General features: G+C 43.5%; 11 protein-coding genes. 6 read left to right on the top strand and 5 right to left on the bottom strand.

The window, feature by feature from the left end; genetic code table 11:
* From Q8J68_RS12715 to Q8J68_RS12730, 4 genes are all read left to right on the top strand, one after another.
* The coding region (locus Q8J68_RS12715; RefSeq protein ID WP_305311889.1) for a DNA polymerase at positions 1 to 508 on the top strand (508 nt) is incomplete at its 5' end.
* A 1,347-nt stretch (positions 509 to 1,855) separates the two neighbouring features.
* Positions 1,856 to 4,618 carry a DEAD/DEAH box helicase family protein gene (locus tag Q8J68_RS12720; RefSeq protein WP_305311890.1) on the top strand — a complete coding sequence of 921 codons (2,763 nt, stop codon included), beginning with the start codon at positions 1,856 to 1,858 and terminating at the stop codon, positions 4,616 to 4,618.
* A 2-nt stretch (positions 4,619 to 4,620) separates the two neighbouring features.
* Entirely contained in the window at positions 4,621 to 6,099 is a 1,479-nt protein-coding gene (locus Q8J68_RS12725) for a restriction endonuclease subunit S (RefSeq protein ID WP_305311891.1), read from the top strand.
* A 35-nt stretch (positions 6,100 to 6,134) separates the two neighbouring features.
* A complete protein-coding gene (locus Q8J68_RS12730) occupies positions 6,135 to 7,634 on the top strand; it encodes a class I SAM-dependent DNA methyltransferase (protein ID WP_305311892.1) in 1,500 nt (499 codons plus the stop codon).
* Between the two features lie 2,734 nt (positions 7,635 to 10,368).
* Here the strand turns inward: Q8J68_RS12730 and Q8J68_RS12735 are convergent.
* Both Q8J68_RS12735 and Q8J68_RS12740 read right to left on the bottom strand, forming a co-directional pair.
* Positions 10,369 to 11,094, bottom strand: a complete 726-nt coding sequence (locus Q8J68_RS12735; RefSeq protein WP_305311893.1) for a type 1 glutamine amidotransferase — start codon at positions 11,092 to 11,094, stop codon at positions 10,369 to 10,371.
* A 306-nt stretch (positions 11,095 to 11,400) separates the two neighbouring features.
* Positions 11,401 to 11,934, bottom strand: coding sequence for an O-acetyl-ADP-ribose deacetylase (locus tag Q8J68_RS12740; RefSeq protein WP_305311894.1), 534 nt, complete (start codon positions 11,932 to 11,934; stop codon positions 11,401 to 11,403).
* A 101-nt stretch (positions 11,935 to 12,035) separates the two neighbouring features.
* Between Q8J68_RS12740 and Q8J68_RS12745 the strand changes: the two genes are divergently transcribed.
* Together Q8J68_RS12745 and Q8J68_RS12750 are read left to right on the top strand one after the other, a co-directional pair.
* On the top strand, positions 12,036 to 13,526 hold the full coding sequence (locus Q8J68_RS12745) for an aminoacyl-histidine dipeptidase (RefSeq protein ID WP_305311895.1): 1,491 nt from the start codon (positions 12,036 to 12,038) through the stop codon (positions 13,524 to 13,526).
* A gap of 25 nt (positions 13,527 to 13,551) precedes the next feature.
* Positions 13,552 to 14,553 carry a DUF523 and DUF1722 domain-containing protein gene (locus tag Q8J68_RS12750; RefSeq protein ID WP_305311896.1) on the top strand — a complete coding sequence of 334 codons (1,002 nt, stop codon included), beginning with the start codon at positions 13,552 to 13,554 and terminating at the stop codon, positions 14,551 to 14,553.
* A 114-nt stretch (positions 14,554 to 14,667) separates the two neighbouring features.
* Here Q8J68_RS12750 and Q8J68_RS12755 read toward each other — a convergent pair whose 3' ends face one another.
* From Q8J68_RS12755 to Q8J68_RS12765, 3 genes are all read right to left on the bottom strand, one after another.
* Positions 14,668 to 16,473, bottom strand: coding sequence for a thiamine pyrophosphate-binding protein (locus Q8J68_RS12755; protein ID WP_305311897.1), 1,806 nt, complete (start codon positions 16,471 to 16,473; stop codon positions 14,668 to 14,670).
* Positions 16,474 to 17,038: 565 nt separating this feature from the next.
* Positions 17,039 to 17,761: a hypothetical protein gene (locus tag Q8J68_RS12760; protein WP_305311898.1), complete on the bottom strand. Its 723-nt coding sequence runs from the start codon at positions 17,759 to 17,761 to the stop codon at positions 17,039 to 17,041.
* Complete coding sequence (locus tag Q8J68_RS12765) at positions 17,758 to 17,991, bottom strand: hypothetical protein (RefSeq protein ID WP_305311899.1); 234 nt, start codon at positions 17,989 to 17,991, stop codon at positions 17,758 to 17,760. Before Q8J68_RS12765 ends, Q8J68_RS12760 begins: the two co-directional genes overlap by 4 nt.
* Between the last annotated feature and the right edge of the window lie 81 nt (positions 17,992 to 18,072).

Raw genomic sequence — 18,072 nt, forward strand, 5'->3', positions numbered from 1 at the left:
TGGGACAGTGTACGGAATAGGGGCCAGGGGTTTAAAAGGTAATCTTGAGAACGCAGGCATTAAGGTAACTGAAGATCAGGCAAGACAGTTTATTAGAGGCTTCTATAAGGGATATCCGAAAGTAGATAAGTACCTAAACAACGCGCAGAGGCAGGGGCTAGAAAACCTTTGCATAAGAAACGCAGCAAACAGGTATATCAAGTTTGATAGGCCAACAGAGGAACAGCAGGAGGGTTATATAAAAAGGCAGAGCCAGAACATGCCGATACAGTCCTTGTGTGCTGATATGGTTAAGATAGCAATTGCCAGCCTGCACAAGACCCTTGAGCCTGAAGGGGTCCGGTTTATCAATTGCGTACACGATGAGCTAGTTTTTGAATGCAAGGAAGAACAGGCCGATTATGTAGCTGATATTGTTAAATTAGAGATGGAGAAAGCAGGAAGTATGTATATTGATAAAGTCCCTGTAATTGCTGAAGTCTCAATATCTGATGCATGGATTAAATAAAAATAGTTTAGATACTAAACTATTGTAGGTGTACACATGAAGCGCAGAAATACAGTAACCAAACAAGCAACCCTCACCAGGTATCCGGGTAAGGGTAAGGTAAGAGTAAAAGCATATACTGTAAAATCACATATCAGGAATTATCCTAAACGGTAATTCCTCTTTTTCAATTCTACCCTATACGTTTTTACTACTTTTAAACCTGCACACTCTACACCTTGATATCGTTTCACCATATTATGCATATAGTCTTATAATAATAATTGTCACTTTTTCGGGTTTTGTTTCCATAGTTAGCTAATAGTATGTATAACATATTGTCGTGTCACTTCAAATCACCGCATAGTGTTTTTGTACGTGTATCCTGTCGCGACATGTCGCGAACTGTAACTTATCTTTTCATATTGTGTTCTAAGTAAATAATGAAGTTTGCTTTAATTTCTGTTGTTGCTGTTGGTAACTTTCTAGTTTTTTATTTTTTCTTGGTACTAAGTAAATAATGAAAAAGGCTTGGTTTTTCTTCTTCCCACCTGGCACTTCCCCTTTTTAATCTCAATGTTGTTCTAAGTAAATAAAGGGGAATCGCTTAATTTTCGTCGTCGTCGCCAAAATGATTTTCCGCTACTTCCGATATAGTCATCTACTATACTTTGTATCATGCGACAGACAGACAACCACATATATCCTGCTTACATCACTCAGATACTACCTGCTTTTATTAGTCCTCTTGTTATCGTTCCTTATGTACATGGTCAATAGTGTTTTGTGTCTAATCGTGTCTAAATCTGTGTCACATTCAAATATGTGAAGATTTCCGATATTTCCGGTTTTGCCCACATTTGCCCCGGTATTTCTACACATCACACATTCTATGCATAGCGATTATATGCGGCTTTTTGGTCATGTGGCGGCGGCGGAAATGCCACACAAACATATACTATCTGACTTAAACAGAACTATTTTTCATTGTTTTGTTGTCCCACAGGGAAAGATCATTAATTTAATTACTACATTGTGTCAGTGCATTCCGAATGTGTAAGGGTCACACTATATTTGAAAAAGAAGAAGAAGAAGAAGAAGAAGAATAACTACCTCATATTTGATAATTGACTATTTCAGAAAGTCTATTTTTTAATTACGTGTAGTAGCAAGACATAACTCAATTGTATGTTTTATTCATCTGCTTGCAGATATTTAAAACCACTCGGATATATCAAAGTTAACGATTGTATGTGTATTTGATACTAAAGGAAATAATTATCATATCAATCGAACAATAGAAAGTTATAATAAGTTTATGACGTAAGCTATAACAGTTTACTTCAAAAAAGGCAAGTGGGCATAATTATGATTCAAAACCAGAGTCCTGAACAACAAGCCAGAAATGCTATTGATGAAAAACTAATTGACTCTGGCTGGGCAGTACAAGAGAAGGACAGAATTGACTGGAAAGAATCACAAGGGATTGCGGTTAAGGAATATCTTACAGATGTAGGACCTGCTGATTATGTTCTCTTTGTTGATAGGTCACCTGTTGGGATTATTGAAGCTAAAAGAGAGGATGAGGCTCATCGCCTAACCAACGTTGAAATTCAGTCATCTGGTTATGCCACAAGTAAGTTACAATACCTGAATAATGACCCTCTGCCATTTGTATATGAGAGTACAGGAGAAGTGACAAGATTCACTGATTACCGTGACCCTAAACCAAGATCAAGACCGGTTTTCTCTTTTCATAGACCTGAGACTTTTAGAGAATGGCTTGGGAAGGATAAGTCATTGAGGGCAAGACTTCATAATATCCCGGAACTTGGGACAAAGGGAATGCGGGATTGTCAGGTGAAGGCAATTATCAAGCTTGAAGAGTCTTTCAGGGATAACAGGCCAAGGGCACTGATACAGATGGCAACGGGTTCTGGAAAGACTTATACTGCTATCACGTTCATTTATCGACTGCTTAAATATGCGGATGCGAAGAAGATATTGTTCCTAGTTGATACTAGGAACCTTGGAGAGCAGGCTGAACAGGAGTTCATGTCCTATATCCCCAACGATGATAACCGCAAGTTCACTGAATTATATAATGTCCAGAGGCTTCGTTCAAGCTATATATCGTCGGATAGTCAGGTGTGCATCTCGACCATACAGCGTCTTTATTCGATACTAAAGGATGAAGAGCTGGAGGAGGATATGGAAAAGGAGAACCCTGCTGAGAAAGGGTGGCAGCCGAAGGAACCACTACCAATAGTGTATAATGAGAGGATACCAATTGAAACGTTCGATTTTGTAGTTATCGACGAGTGCCACCGTTCTATATACAATCTGTGGCAGCAGGTGCTGGACTATTTTGATGCTTTCCTGATAGGGCTGACGGCTACGCCGGATAAGAGGACATTCGGTTTTTTCAATGAGAATATCGTGAGTGAGTACAGCCATGAGAGCGCGGTTGCAGATGGGGTCAATGTAGGTTATGACGTGTACACCATCGAGACTGAGGTAACCAAGAACGGGGCTCAGATAAAGGCTAAGGAGTTTGTGGACAAGCGGGAAAAACTCAGCCGAAGGAAACGCTGGGAACAACTTGACGAAGACTACATATACACATCCAGCAAGCTTGACAAGGATGTCGTTAATCCCAGCCAGATAAGGAATGTGATCAGGACCTTCAGGGATAAGTTGCCTGAGATTTTCCCGGGCAGGCAAGAAGTTCCAAAGACACTCATATTTGCTAAGACCGACAGCCATGCGGATGATATCATTCAGATAGTCAGGGAGGAGTTTGGGGAAGGCAATGCTTTCTGCAAGAAAGTGACCTATAAGCCTGAGGAGGGCGATGACCCGAAATCTGTGCTCTCTGCTTTTCGTAATGATTACAACCCACGTATTGCTGTGACAGTTGACATGATAGCTACAGGCACTGACGTGAAGCCGCTGGAGTGCCTGCTGTTCATGAGAGATGTGAAAAGTCGCAACTATTTCGAACAGATGAAGGGGCGGGGTACGAGAACCTTAAATTACGATGACCTGAAGAAAGTGACACCATCAGTGGTTTCTGCGAAGACGCATTTTGTGGTTGTGGATGCGGTGGGTGTGACAAAGACTCTGAAGACCGATAGCAGACCTCTGGAGCGCAAGAAAGGAGTCGCTCTGAAAGATTTGCTTGCGGCGGTGACAGTTGGTGCTAAGGACGAGGATCTTTACGTGTCGCTTGCTAACCGACTGGCTAGATTGGGTAAGCAGCTTAGTGAGGGAGAGAAAGAGACCTTTGCTGCAAAGGCTGATGGGAAGACAATTAACCAGACTGTGAACGATTTGCTTTGTGCGTATAATCCTGATATGATCGAAGCTAAGGCCTTTGAGATACGGCAACGTCAGCCCGAAATCCCTGAATCACAGGCTAAGGTGAAGGCACAGGAGGAGCTTATTGATGTTGCAAGGTCAACGTTCTCTGGCAACTTGAATGAGTATATTGAGAATGTGCGCAGAGTTCACGAACAGATCATTGATACAGTTAATATTGACAAAGTTAACAGGGCAGAATGGGACAGGGATGCTGTGCTGAGAGCAGATGAACTTATTAGTGACTTTAAAGCATACTTGGAGAACCACAAGGATGAGATTACCGCGCTTAAGATATTCTACAATCAGCCCTACCAGCGCAGGGAAGTGACCTTTGCAATGATTAAGGAGGTGCTTGAGCGGCTGAAAATGGATAAACCTCAGTTAGCACCGATGCGGGTGTGGCAGGCATATGAGCAGCTTGAGAAGGTCAACGGTAATTCCCCCAGAAGCGAGCTTACAGCCCTTGTATCGCTCATTCGCAGGGTTACTGAGATAGACCCTGTGCTGACAGCTTACGACCTTACAGTAAACCGCAACTTCCAGGAATGGGTTTTCAGCAAGCAGGCCGGAACCTTGAAGTTCAATGAGGAGCAGATGAACTGGCTGCGCATGATTAAAGACCATGTCACCAACAGTTTCCATCTGGAGCTTGAAGACTTGGATTACCAACCCTTTGACATCTTAGGAGGGCGTGGCAAGATGTATCAGCTCTTTGGTGACGGGATGAACGGGATTATTAGTGAATTGAATGAGGCGCTGGCGGCTTAAAAATGGAAGAAAAAGTTGGATGGAGTAAAGCTACAATTAAAGAACTAATATCTCGTGATGGATGTTTTTGTGATGGTGATTGGATTGAAAAAAAGGACCAAAATCCAAATGGCAAGGTTCGACTAATTCAATTAGCAGATATAGGAGATGGATTATTTAAAAACAAATCTGATAGATTCCTAACTTTTGAGAGGGCGAAAGAAATTAATTGTACATTTCTTGAAGAAGGAGACATAATTGTTGCAAGAATGCCTGAGCCAATTGGAAGATGTTGCATATTCCCACTTAAAGGTACAGGAAAACATGTCACAGCAGTAGACGTTGCAATTATTAGGTTTGGAAACAAATTTATTTTCCCTAAATATTTTTTATATATACTTAACAGTCCGCAAAGCAGAAATTATATTGAAGCACTCCAAAGTGGGACAACTCGGAAAAGAATTTCCAGAATAAATCTTGCAACTATAGAATTTCCTATCGCTCCCCTTCCCGAACAACACGCCATAGTCTCCAAGTTGGAGCAACTCTTCAGCGAGCTCGACAACGGTATTACCAATCTCAAGCTCGCACAGGGACAGCTCAAAGTTTACCGGCAGACGGTGCTGAAGAAAGCATTTGAGGGCGAACTTACAAGAAAATGGAGAGACCAGCAGGCGAAGTTGCCAACTGCGGAGGAATTGATAGAGGAGATACAGAGGAAGAGAAGAAAGGCTTCCAGGAGTCCAAGCAAGAAGATTAAAGTTGTAAAATCTATTAATGAAGCAGAGCTTGCAACATTATTAGAGTTACCAGAGGGCTGGATGTGGGTAAAAGTGGATGAATTGTGTGACGTTGTTAGAGGAGGTTCACCAAGACCTGCAGGAGACCCTACATATTATGGTGGAGAAATACCCTTCTTAAAAGTTGCCGACTTAACACATAATGATGATGTATATTTGAATGGTTATAAATATACTATAAAGGAAGCGGGACTTAAAAAGACAAGATATGTAGAAAGAAATACACTACTTCTATCGAATAGTGGAGCCACACTCGGAGTTCCAAAAATATGTTCTTTCAAGACTACTTTCAATGATGGAATCGCTGCATTTCTAGATTTAATAGAAGAAAGCTTGCTCTTTCATTATTATTTCTGGCTCAGCAAAACCAAAGAACTACGAACAATAAATCAAGGAGCTGCACAGCCAAACTTAAATACCGACATTATAGCAAATTATCCATTTCCTCTTTGCTCCCTTCCCGAACAGCAAGCCATCGTCCAACAAATAGAAACGCGGCTTTCGGTCTGCGATAAACTGGAGCAGGACGTAGTGGAGAATCTGGAGAAGGCCGAAGCACTGCGGCAGAGTATTCTGAAAAGGGCGTTCGAAGGTAAACTGCTCAATGAAAGAGAACTGGAAGAAGTGAGAAGTGCACCTGGTTGGGCGCCTGCGGAAGTTCTGTTGGAGAGAATCAATGCTGAGAAAGCTACCGCAAAATAATATCTGTTTATAATCAATTATCAAAGGTTCATAACATGTCTGAAAATACTTCATCTATTGTATCCAAAGTATGGAGCTTCTGTAATGTGCTGCGTGACGGGGGTGTGAGCTATGGGGATTATCTGGAACAGCTCACGTTCCTCATATTCCTAAAAATGGCAGACGAGTACAGGAAACCACCTTATAGCAGGGATATAGGTATCCCGGAGGAACACAGGTGGGATGTGCTTAAGCAGAAAAGAGGAGCAGAGCTTGACACTCATTATAGGAAACTGCTTGATGAGCTGGGTAAAAAGCCGGGGATGCTCGGGCAGATATTCCTCAAGGCTCAGAATAAAATAAGCGACCCTGCAATGCTGTACAAGGTCATCGACATGATTGACAAGGAAAGCTGGGTCATGATGGGTGTTGACACCAAGGGAGAGATATATGAGGGTCTGCTGCAGAAGAATGCAGAGGATACAAAGAGCGGGGCAGGTCAGTATTTCACCCCCAGGCCGCTTATCAGGGTCATGGTAGAATGCTTACGTCCACAGCCTATGAAGACCATCGGTGACCCTTGCTGTGGTACTGGTGGATTCTTCCTTGCTGCCTATGATTTCCTCACATCAAAGCAATCACATCATCAGCTTGACAAGGAACAAAGCCGCTTTTTGAAGGACAGGACCTTCGGAGGCAATGAAATAGTCCCCGGAACCCGCAGGCTGGCACTGATGAACCTATTCTTGCACAACATTGGAGAAATAGATGGCGAACCGATGATATCCAATTCTGATGCCCTGATAGCTGACCCGGGCATTCGATATGACTACGTGCTCACCAATCCGCCCTTCGGGAAGAAGAGCAGCATGACCTTCACTAATAATGAAGGAGAGCAGGAAAAAGAAGACCTCACCTATAACCGCCAGGACTTCTGGGTCACTACCAGCAACAAGCAACTAAATTTCGTGCAGCATATTCATACCATTCTTAAAACAGGAGGTAAGGCAGCAGTTGTGCTTCCAGACAACGTTCTCTTTGAAGGTGGGGCAGGTGAGACCGTGCGTAAGAAACTCATGGAAACCACTGACCTGCACACCGTATTAAGGTTGCCTACGGGCATATTCTATGCTCATGGTGTGAAGGCGAACGTACTATTCTTCGAGGCAAAAGAAGCATCTAAAGATCCCTGGACAAAAGAGGTGTGGATATATGACTATCGTACCAATGTTCATCATACACTGAAGAAGAATCCCTTGAAGTATTCTGACCTTGAAGACTTCATCAGCTGCTATAATCCCGATGACCGGCACAAGCGCAAAGAAACATGGAGTGAAGAGAATCCAGAGGGGCGCTTCCGCAGGTTCAGCTATGATGGGATTATGGCAAGGGACAAGACCAGCTTGGATATATTCTGGCTCAGGGACAAAAGCCTTGCAGACCTGGACAATCTTCCGGATCCTGACATCCTTGCAAATGAGATTATCGAGAATATTGAAGCAGGTTTAGAGAGCTTCAGAGAGATTGTGATAACGCTCAATGGGAACGGGGAATGAATCGGTGATGGAGCAAAGTTCTGATGTGTTAGCAGAATAGTAACTATTCAGCCTACCACAATTTGCCTATTGATAATGATTTCATCGAAATGGAGATGTTTGCTCACTAACAACCTAAGAATCAAAAATCAATGAATAGCAACAATCAAAACAAATGACCCTAATGAAATTTACGTCTCAACTATTTGTAAAGATTGCTATTGATAGTGTTTTCATCAGGCTGAATAGTTACATAGGAACGAACATTGAAACTTCCGCCAAGACAGGCACTTTATTAAGATACCCGGTGCCTGCTTTATCAATCCCAAGTCGTAACTATTCAGCCTGACAAAATCGTTATCATTAGCCAGCTTAGAAATAAGTTGATGTGTGAAATCTTTTTAACGAATTTGTTTTAACTATGGCAATTGATTGCTTTTTTCGTTTCAAAAAATTTTAGGTCAAAATACCTCTATTCTAATAGAATCAGCATCATTGGACTGATTGTAGTAGGCTGAATAGTTACGTTCCTATTACACAAACTATAGCAATTGACTGTATCAGCGACGACGACAAACCAACCCATTTATTTTAGTTGACTTAATCGAATGGAAATACCGGAAATACCATTTGCCCCGCTTGCTGAGTAGTAAATCAATATGCTGTTACATTATGCTAGTGTTAGTGGCGGTGGCAATGTTCCATTGAATGTATTTAGTTGACTTATTCGGATGGAAATAATGACCAAGATGCAACCAGTAATAACAAAGCGTCAAAACTTCTACGAATCAAATTATAAAAACACATTGCAGTTACTTTAAATAGTATTATTGACGCACGCAAGAGTGCCGATGGTAATATTATAATTGACTTAATCGGACTAGAAAATAATGCCCATGACAGCAGCAGCAGAATAGAAGAAGAAGAAATACCATGCAAAGTATAGTAGTTGGCTATATCATAACTGCCAGCTCAAACGTGAGGGCTTGTATGGGCGAGTCAAAGCATCGCCCCGCCAACCCCACACGATAACACATATAAAGAAAAATAGTCAGGATATATTTATATATTTATCTTATATATATTGTCTAGGGTGTGTGAACTTTTCAGAAAACTATCCCAACCAAAAACTATCCAACCCATAAAATATTTCCCCAGATCACACACCTTCTTCTATTCACATCTTCGATAAGAGTTTCCTAGCCTCTTCAGACTTCATCACAAGTTGTTCAGGACACCTGAAAGCCCTTTCTTCTACCTGGATTTGAAAGATAGGACCTTATTTATATTATCAAAATTATATATAGTTATTAGTATACTCAAAAGTTATATATAATTAGGAAGCCAACTTAAGCTTATGTTCGATCAATGCATTCTGTGCGGGGATTTTTTTGGATCAGACGCGGTAAAAAAAAACTACCTACATAAACTGGGAAAAAATATGGTATGCTATAACTGTCTGGCAGAACTTAGAGGCGCTATAGGATTTGATACCATCATGCAGAATATAGACGCTGCGGAAGGCAAATCTCGTACAAAAGATAGCTTTGTCTCTTGCTCCCGTTAATAATTGTTGATAACAATGATAGATACTCTTTGCATTTTATTTGTTCAGAAATAAAACTACTATTCTGTTATACATTGTTCCCTTACCCATCGTATGAAGGAAGGAAAGATCTTAATGTATATTGTTGCTAATTATCAGTATAAAACAAGTTTAGTTGTGTTCTTCTGTGGCTGATATTGGCAAAGGTAGATACAAAAAAGAGAGGATGGGACGAGAAATATACCCTCTCAATATTTAACCCTGCACACACTGTCCGGCTCAGGAACAGAGACTCCAAACCTTCTGGTTGTAGTTGCGCTGGAGATGTCCCTTGCTTGAATAATCTCTATAGGTGCTTACATGAATAAGAAAGCAGGAGAAGAGGGGACATAAACCCCTTTTCATGGAAGATCATTCGATTATTAAGACTTTTTGATACTGGTTGGTGTGGCAGTGCTGCCGCAACTGCTCATATTTTTAACGATGTCAAAACTTATCAATGTGCAACCTGCTATGAGCTGGAAACAGGAACACAGCTTTACCCAGTGACATTTGCGCCTGTGAAATGTAAAAGGCTTCGTTTTACATGTGTGACATGTGGCCGGGTATATGTGCCAAGAAAACCACATCAAAAGTATTGCTGTTCTACATGCCGGCCAGTATGTCAAAAGAAAGCCGTTTGTCCTGTTGTGTGAAATCCAACTGCTTTTAGTGATAGTAAGATATGTCTTTTCTTTTTTGTGTTTGCTATCAAGCCATAATCGCATGGTGATAGGTGAGGCTTACGCAGACGCCCACAGTGGCACGAACGCAAGCAGGTTGATAGTAGAGTATGCCTTAAATCAACCTGACGCATTGTAGAAGGACTTTTATTTTATCCCTCTATAATGCAGACATAACCGGACCGTTCAACCAGCTTAAGTTCAGTGCCTTTTTTCCATCCTTTGAGAGTACAGATATCTTTTGAGATCGTAAGCGTAAATTGTCCGTTCTTATTCTCTTGTAGAAATGCGATAATATCACATCCTTATTTCTAATATGTAAGATAATATTAGAGATAATAGTAGTTATATTTTAGTATTTGCCATATCGTTAAAAGGCAGTAACTAAGGCGTATGTTTTATATTCTATAAGTGTATAAGGTGTATATGCAGATAAATATATTTATTACTATGGATTTTATTGCGTTTAATTTCCTTACTTACTCACTTACTTAATCAGTCCTGCAATGCGGAGGAAGTTAACGAACAGTCTTTCCCCGTTGCTTCTGTATTCTTCGTAGATAGCATAAAAATCGCGTGCAATTCCATTGTCATCTCCTGATTTCAAGTCAGGGTCCGTAACCATCCATTCATTTAACATCTCATAGGTCAGTTCAAAATGCCCCTGTATACCATAGGCATTGTTACCGGCTTTTACTATCTGGTTCCTGCAGAATTTCCCCGTGGCAAGTAATTCCAGGTGGGCGGGCAGGCTGACAGTCTCACCATGTAGGTGGAATATCTTCAGTGGACCGGCCAGCCCGCTGAAGAGAGGATCATCTTCTTTTCCCTCGCATATGTCTACCGTAAAATAGTTGCCATCAGGCCCTTTAACTCCCACCTCTTTGACATGGTTCTTTTCCACACCTCCGCCGCATGCCTTTACAAGCACCTGCATACCAAGGCAGATGCCAAGGTATGGTGTTCCATTCTCAACTGCCTGCTTTATCATTTTCAGTTCAGAGAGCATTTTGCTGTTCCTGTCATTGGCGCTGTCCGGGCCACCGAAAACAAAGATTGCATTATAGTGAGTGGTATCAGGAAGAACAGTTCCTGCTTCAAAATCAAGCAGATCCAGATCGATGATATCGTAAGGCATGCCATTCCTTTCCAGGAGAGGCTTAAGGATTCCCGGTCCTTCATGCGGGATATTCTTGATTATAAGGGTTTTCATGGCTAGATGTGATGCACTTTTAAGATAAATGCCTGCTGAGAGAAAGTGTAAGTTAGCCCCGAAGAATGCCACCACCACAGCGTTAAGCTCATACTCCACCAGTATGAATTGTAATTATTCTTCGGGGCTTTTGTTTTTGACGGGTTCGGGTAACCCGTACCACCAGAGTCATACCTGCCACGTTTTTTGTGTGAGTGCACACTTTTGAGATATGCCTGACGATTGCTTAATCTTTATCCTATATAATAATATCTCTATAGGGAAATATAATTATAATCATTATAATGATACGGGTTTTGCCTGCCCTCATTCATGGAACAGCGCATCCATTGCCAGAGAGTAGCTCAAATATGCCCTGTCACTGAAACAGACCATGCGGATGTCTTTAAGAGTGCTCCATGACCCAAGGAAGCTATGTATAGTCCCGGCAGCTATCACAGAAGCTCTCTCAACCGGAAAACCATATGCTCCAGTGCTGATCCCCGGAAAGGCTATGCTCTTCAGGCCATATTCAGCAGCAAGAATAAGAGAGTTCATGTAGGCATTTCCCAGCATTATGTTCTCTCCGGAATTCCCTCCCTCCCAGAAAGGGCCAACTGTGTGTATCACCCACTTTGCAGGCAGCCTGTAACCTCTTGTTATCCTTGCCTCGCCTGTGGGACAGCCTCCCAGGGTCTTGCACTCCTCAAGGAGTTGCGGGCCAGCAGCCTTGTGTATCGCCCCGTCGACCCCGCCGCCTCCCAGGAGCGAGTTATTGGCTGCGTTAACTATCGCATCCACTTCCTGTTCCACTATGTCGCCCATGATAACACTTATTGTACACTGGTCTTTGCAGGACATTCTTATGATCACTTCTGTTCTCTATAATTTTGAGGTCATGGTTTTGGGATACAATCATTATTAACGGTAACTACTAATAAAAGTAAGCAAGAGAATAGAACATGGACTTTATCACAAAGGAAATACTTGAAGTGTTTGAGGATATCAACACCATTCCGAGGTGTTCCGGGCACGAGGAAAACATAGCCAACTGGCTTAAGGAACAGGCTCTCTCAGCAGGCCTCAGCTTCAAGTTTGACAGCGTGAACAATGTCCTTCTCAGTGTGCCTGCCTCAAAAGGCTATGAGACCTCACCCGTGGTGTTGATCCAGGGGCATATGGACATGGTATGCGAAAAAATGCAAGGCTCGTTCCATGACTTCAGTAAAGATCCCATAAGGCATGTCATCGAAGGCGACTGGTTAAGGGCGGATGGCACGACCCTTGGCGCTGATAACGGTATCGCGCTTGCGATAGTTCTTGTGCTTGCACGTCACAGGGAGATTCCCCACCCCCCACTTGAACTGCTTTTTACTGTAGATGAGGAAACAGGGCTGACAGGTGCAAATGAACTGATGCCAGATTTCATTTCCGGGAAGATACTACTTAACCTTGACTCAGAGGAAGAAGGCGTATTCATAACCGGCTGTGCCGGCGGTATGAATACTAGCATAAGCCTGCCCCTGGAACGTACAGCACTCCCGGCGGATCACCGGTTTTGCCGTCTTTTGGTCACCGGTCTGGCTGGAGGCCATTCCGGTGTGGACATACATGAAAAAAGGGCCAATGCCAATAAACTGCTGGCATCAGCCCTCAGCCGCCTTATGGAGAACACCGGCCTGCTTCTCCTGAGTATCAGCGGAGGCTCTGCTCACAATGCCATCCCCCGCCACGCTGAAGCTCTTATGACATTGCCTCCTGAGCAGTATGAGAGCGCCTTGACAATTGTCCGGCGTATCGAAGAGGAAGCCATGAGTGAGTATAGTGAAAATGATCCTTCCTTATCCATAACTCTTTCAACGCAGGTCGCAGATGAGAGATTGCTGCCGGTGTCTCAGGATATGGGGCGAAAGATAGTATCCCTCTTAGAAAAACTACCTTATGGCGTTATCAGGATGTCGGAAGACATTCCCGGGATTGTACAGACATCAAGCAATCTGGCAACTATCAGGACCGAGACAGGCAGAGCCGAAGACGGCAAGGCAGGTGACAGGCTCTTGATAGTCACAAGCCAGCGCAGCTGCGTTAATTCCGAGCTACACGAACTCACAAATAATGTGGCAATAACTGCAGGATCCGTGGGGGCAGATGTTGAACACAGCAGCGGCTATCCGTCCTGGCAGCCTGATATGTCCTCCCTCCTTATGAAGCGCTGTAAGGATGTTTACTCCAAAACATTCGGAAAGGAGCCGGAAATTAAAGTGATACACGCGGGACTTGAGTGCGCGGTCATAGGCTCGAAATTCCCCGGGATGGACATGATATCTTTTGGTCCCACCATAAGAAACCCGCATTCTCCGGATGAAAGGCTCTGCATACCTTCTGTTTCCAGGGTATGGGAACTCCTTGTTGCACTTCTGGCCTCATTCAAGGCTGATTCCCGTAAACAATAAGAGCTATCTGAACTAATATTAATATATGAGAGAATTCCCAAGACCAATAGTGCTTGTAAGCAAATGTCTGGAGTTTGAAAATGTCAGGTATAACGGGCAGCTTGTGCGGTCACGGCTGGTAAGGGACCTTATTCCGATGGTGGATTTCATAAAAGTTTGTCCAGAATATGATATCGGAATGGGTGTACCGAGAGACCCCATAAGGATTGTGAAAAGAGGACCGGATTACAGGCTGGTCCAGCCGGCCACCGGAGAAGATCTAACTGACAGGATGGATGCTTTCACCGATGAGTTCCTGGCATCCCTGGGCGATGTGGACGGCTTCATATTCAAATCCGGCTCTCCCACGATTGGAATACGCAACATAAAGGTCTACGCAGGTAATGAAATGGCTCCGGTTGTGGAAAAAGGCACAGGCTTCTTTGCAAGGAAAATATTGGCTAAATATTCCGGGTACCCGATGGAAGAGGATGACAGGTTACGCAATTACAGGATAAGGCACCACTTTCTCACCCAGCTGTACACTTTTGCGGACTTCAGGCATGTAAAAGCTTCTGGCTCCTCGCAAAGGCTCGCAGAGTTCAATAGAAACAATGTGTTCCTGTTCTCGTTCTACGATAGTGCGACATATGCAAAGATGTCCGAGCTTCTTGCAGACAGTGACGATGCAGGAGATGAGGCTTTCATAAGGATTGTCGATTCCTATGAGACTTTGCTGAAAAGCCTCATGAAGAAACCAGGGGACATAGATTCCAGAATTGCTGTTGCAAAAAGCATCTTGTCCCGTTTCGAAGGATCGATGTCCTCCGGTGAAAAAGATTACTATGAAAACCTCTTTACAAATTGCAGGGAGGGCAGGGTTGATGATGACGCCCTGACGGAAGTTCTCAGGCTGTCAGTAGTGCATTATGGAGGGAAGGACATCGATCATACTATCCTGTATCCATATCCTGAGAGCCTTCGGATGCCCTGCGACGAAAAGAGAGATAAAGATTACTGGAGCGATCAGAACCAGTCCTTTCCGTAAAAAGACAAATCAATTCCACCCCGTGAGAAGAAGAGAAATAAGGTCATCGATAAGAGTGAAACATGAACATAATCAGCGGACTTTGACATCTTCTGCAAAGCCCGCAAATTATTGTCATTTACCTTCAATAGTAAATGAAATGACTTTTCTCTCCTGTTGCATATCTGGCCATCCAGGCTGTGCGGACACATCAGAAGCTAAAACGGAAGCTACCTGCTTTATGTAAGGCCCAAGGATCATGTCCTTATAAGATCCTCCGGCAGGAACCTTAGGGTAAAGGATCTCCTCGCTGTCAGTGCAGACTTCCAGGAAACAGGGTCCTTCTGAACTCAGGAAGGTTTCGATACTTTCTTTGAGATCATTTCTGTCCTTTACCCTTGCTGTGTAACTGAAGCCAAAGGACCTTGCGATATCGGCGAAGCAAACATCTTTCGGTCTCTGTGTTCCTGTCCTGGCTCCCCCGTAAGCTGCATCCTGCAGGTTCTGGACCATGCCGTCACTCTGGTTGTTCAGCATTAGTATCCTGACGGGCAGGTCTAGTGACGCAATAGTGTGCAGTTCCCCCAGGTTCATTTTCAGGCTGCCGTCACCGTCTATTGCAATGACCCTTGCATCCGGGTTGGCATAGCAGACACCGATGGCTGTAGGCAGGGAAAAACCCATTGTTCCGAAAGAGCCTGATGTCATGAAGGACTTGGCCTTCTGCATTAGCAGGTACTGGGCTGCAAGCATCTGATGATTGCCGACGCCTGTGGTTATCTTCGTGTTCCCGTCTATATAGCCTGCCAGCAGGGCCATGACCTCGGCAGATTGTATTCTCTCGGATTCTCTGTTATGATCAAGAGGCCATGCCTTTTTCAGGTATACCGCACGCTCCTGCCACTCATGTATATCCAGAGTGATATCGTGCTTTCTGGCATAGTTCAGCAGGTCCCGGATAGCTGTGGCAGCATCACCGATGAATGTGAATTTCGGGCCGCGCTCGATCTTGATCTGGTGCATCTTCTCGGGATTGATATCGATGTAGGCTATGTCGGTGCCTATGGCGAATCCGACCTTCTCCGCGACCCTGTCATCCCACCGGACCCCGATGGCGAAGAAGAAGTCGTTCTCCTGAATGAGCATATTGGCGTAGGGCGTGCCGAACATGCCCAGCATCCCGAGGTTGAGCTCATCCCGCTCGTCAACGACGCCCTTTGCCATGAGGGTGTTGACCGAGGGAATATTGAAGTGCTCGTTGAACTCCCTGATGGCCTTGCTTCCTGCTTCCGAGTTCAGGCCACCGCCAAGGTAGAGCAGTGGCTTTTTGGAGTTGAGCAGCAGCCGGAAGAACTCTGCGCATTGTTCCTCGCACAGGTGCCTGTCGTCACGATAACTCTCCTCGAACCTCATGACGTTCATGCCCTGATACTCGTGGACCTTCTGCTGTTTGTCCATGGGAAAATCTATGACAACAGGTCCCGGCTTGCCAGACATTGCAAAGTAGTAGGCGTCCTTGACTATTGTTTCGACATCGTCATCATTGGATAGCTGGATTACCTTCTTGGCAGCATCCCCGAAGATGTTCCTGACGCTGATGTGCTGGAAGGAGTCGGTGCCTATCTTATGCTCCGGGACCTGCCCCGCAAATACCAGCAACGGAATACTGTCACCAAAAGCATCCGCAACGCTTGTGAGGGTGTTGGTGATGGCAGGTCCGGATGTGACTATTGCGACACCGACCTGTCCGCTGGACCGCGAATATCCCGCCGCGCTGAAAGCCGACGACTGCTCGTTGGAATTGATGATTATCTCTATACCGCTATCCTTCAGGGCATGAAAAACCGGCAGTATCGCCGCCCCCGTATAACCAAAGACATGTCTGACCCCAAGGTCCTCCAGGCATTTAACAAGGACTTCTGCTCCGTTCATTTCTTTCATTTCAATTCTCCGTGAAAGAAACGATCCAGGCACAGGATACACTAATCAGTAAAGAACCAAAAACAGCGCACTTGAGCCCGAAAAGTTTCTTTTTCTTGCTCAAGCTGACAGTACTACCACTACTACAGCTACAACGGGTACGTCAGGTACGGTGTAGGATGTGGTAGGGATTGACATATTAAGTGGGAAATGGGAGGAGGTGGTATTTAAGGGTTGTTGTTTGTTCAAGGAGCATAAATTTCGAAACCTATCATTCTAAGTATCGAATCTTGAATTATATGTTCTGAATTTGGATTTCTAATAATCACAGTTTGCGGACTTTCAATAATCAGTTGGCCATTTTCCTGATAAATCATACCATTACAACCATGTCGGGCGCCTTGCCGGGATCAGGAAAAAGAGCGGTGCGAAGGTTCTTGTTCACAGGGATGAGGCGGATTGTCTTAAAAAAGGGCATACTCCATTCCCGAAAGGAACAATGCTGTTTTCCGGATTGATATCTGAAATCGGCAATCGCTTCTTTTCGAGTGTGGGGAAGTATTCCAGGTTGATTCTGATATCTGTGTCATTTTATTTTTGATAATAAACATTCATTTAGCCACCCGGGGATGGGACATTCACTGGGAAATTCCAATAAATCATCCGGATTTTTCACAGCTATCAACTGCATTTTCTTCAAGGAATTATCAAAAATGTATGCTTTTCTGCAATGTTTTAGAGCAGGATATAGATTATTGTTTGTTTTTGTGTATCTATCACGAATTTTGTCATAGGGAACAAGGTGTTCTCCTCTTAATACCCGTTCAGCTACCCGATCACAATTAATCTCAGGATCATTTGTGCTTACAAAATACAAATATACATCCCACCCATGTTTTTTTGCATCCAGGAGGAAATCTACTTTTGATTGATGGGATAAAACCGTTTCAAATGAAAATAGTTTTTCATCAGTTTGGATAAGAGAGTGCCTTAGGTAATCTGATAACATCGCCCCCATGTATGAGCTTTTTTTGGTTATGTTGAAACAGTTGGCTACAACTTTGATATCCTTGATATCAATATCAAGTGCCTTGTAAAAATGATGTTTGAGCACAAAATCCTGAAAATCGTTTTCATCAATTTTCAATCCAAAGTTATCAAAATCAACCACGTCAATTAAATTAAGATTATCAGGATTTATGTGACGATTAGGATTAATCAGTTTATTTCTTTGTTCAATAAACTGATTGACCAGTGTGGTCTTGCCTGACCCATTTGGTCCCGCAAACACTCTCATCCGCTGTTTCATAGGCGATAACGCCTTTTTTCTGGCGTAACTGAACTATGTTCGACTTTTTTAATAAACTCAGTAGTTCCGTCAGGATGTAACTTGACAATGCTGTCGCCTTGCTGTATTGTAACAGGTATCCCGCACTTAAACGCACTTTCTATTGCATTACCGGATGCATCTTCAGCAATCCTTGCAATAATTCTTCTTTGTTGTGCTTCGCGGTTTCGTCTGCTATTAGGTAATCGCATTGTAAGAACCTCCGGTCGGCAAATTTATCATATATGGTTGCTATACACTACATTTACATAAATACATTTTTGTCAATTTCG

Origin of the sequence: Methanolobus sp. (assembly GCF_030682845.1) — an archaeon.
Taxonomy (GTDB): Archaea; Halobacteriota; Methanosarcinia; order Methanosarcinales; family Methanosarcinaceae; genus Methanolobus.

Excerpts from the sequence above, each read along its gene's own strand:
- Q8J68_RS12725 (WP_305311891.1), top strand. The coding sequence starts at position 4,621 with ATGGAAGAAAAAGTTGGATGGAGTAAAGCTACAATTAAAGAACTAATA.
- Q8J68_RS12755 (WP_305311897.1), bottom strand. The coding sequence starts at position 16,473 with ATGAAAGAAATGAACGGAGCAGAAGTCCTTGTTAAATGCCTGGAGGAC.
- Q8J68_RS12740 (WP_305311894.1), bottom strand. The coding sequence starts at position 11,934 with ATGTCCTGCAAAGACCAGTGTACAATAAGTGTTATCATGGGCGACATA.
- Q8J68_RS12745 (WP_305311895.1), top strand. The coding sequence starts at position 12,036 with ATGGACTTTATCACAAAGGAAATACTTGAAGTGTTTGAGGATATCAAC.
- Q8J68_RS12760 (WP_305311898.1), bottom strand. The coding sequence starts at position 17,761 with ATGAAACAGCGGATGAGAGTGTTTGCGGGACCAAATGGGTCAGGCAAG.
- Q8J68_RS12735 (WP_305311893.1), bottom strand. The coding sequence starts at position 11,094 with ATGAAAACCCTTATAATCAAGAATATCCCGCATGAAGGACCGGGAATC.
- Q8J68_RS12720 (WP_305311890.1), top strand. The coding sequence starts at position 1,856 with ATGATTCAAAACCAGAGTCCTGAACAACAAGCCAGAAATGCTATTGAT.
- Q8J68_RS12750 (WP_305311896.1), top strand. The coding sequence starts at position 13,552 with ATGAGAGAATTCCCAAGACCAATAGTGCTTGTAAGCAAATGTCTGGAG.
- Q8J68_RS12765 (WP_305311899.1), bottom strand. The coding sequence starts at position 17,991 with ATGCGATTACCTAATAGCAGACGAAACCGCGAAGCACAACAAAGAAGA.
- Q8J68_RS12730 (WP_305311892.1), top strand. The coding sequence starts at position 6,135 with ATGTCTGAAAATACTTCATCTATTGTATCCAAAGTATGGAGCTTCTGT.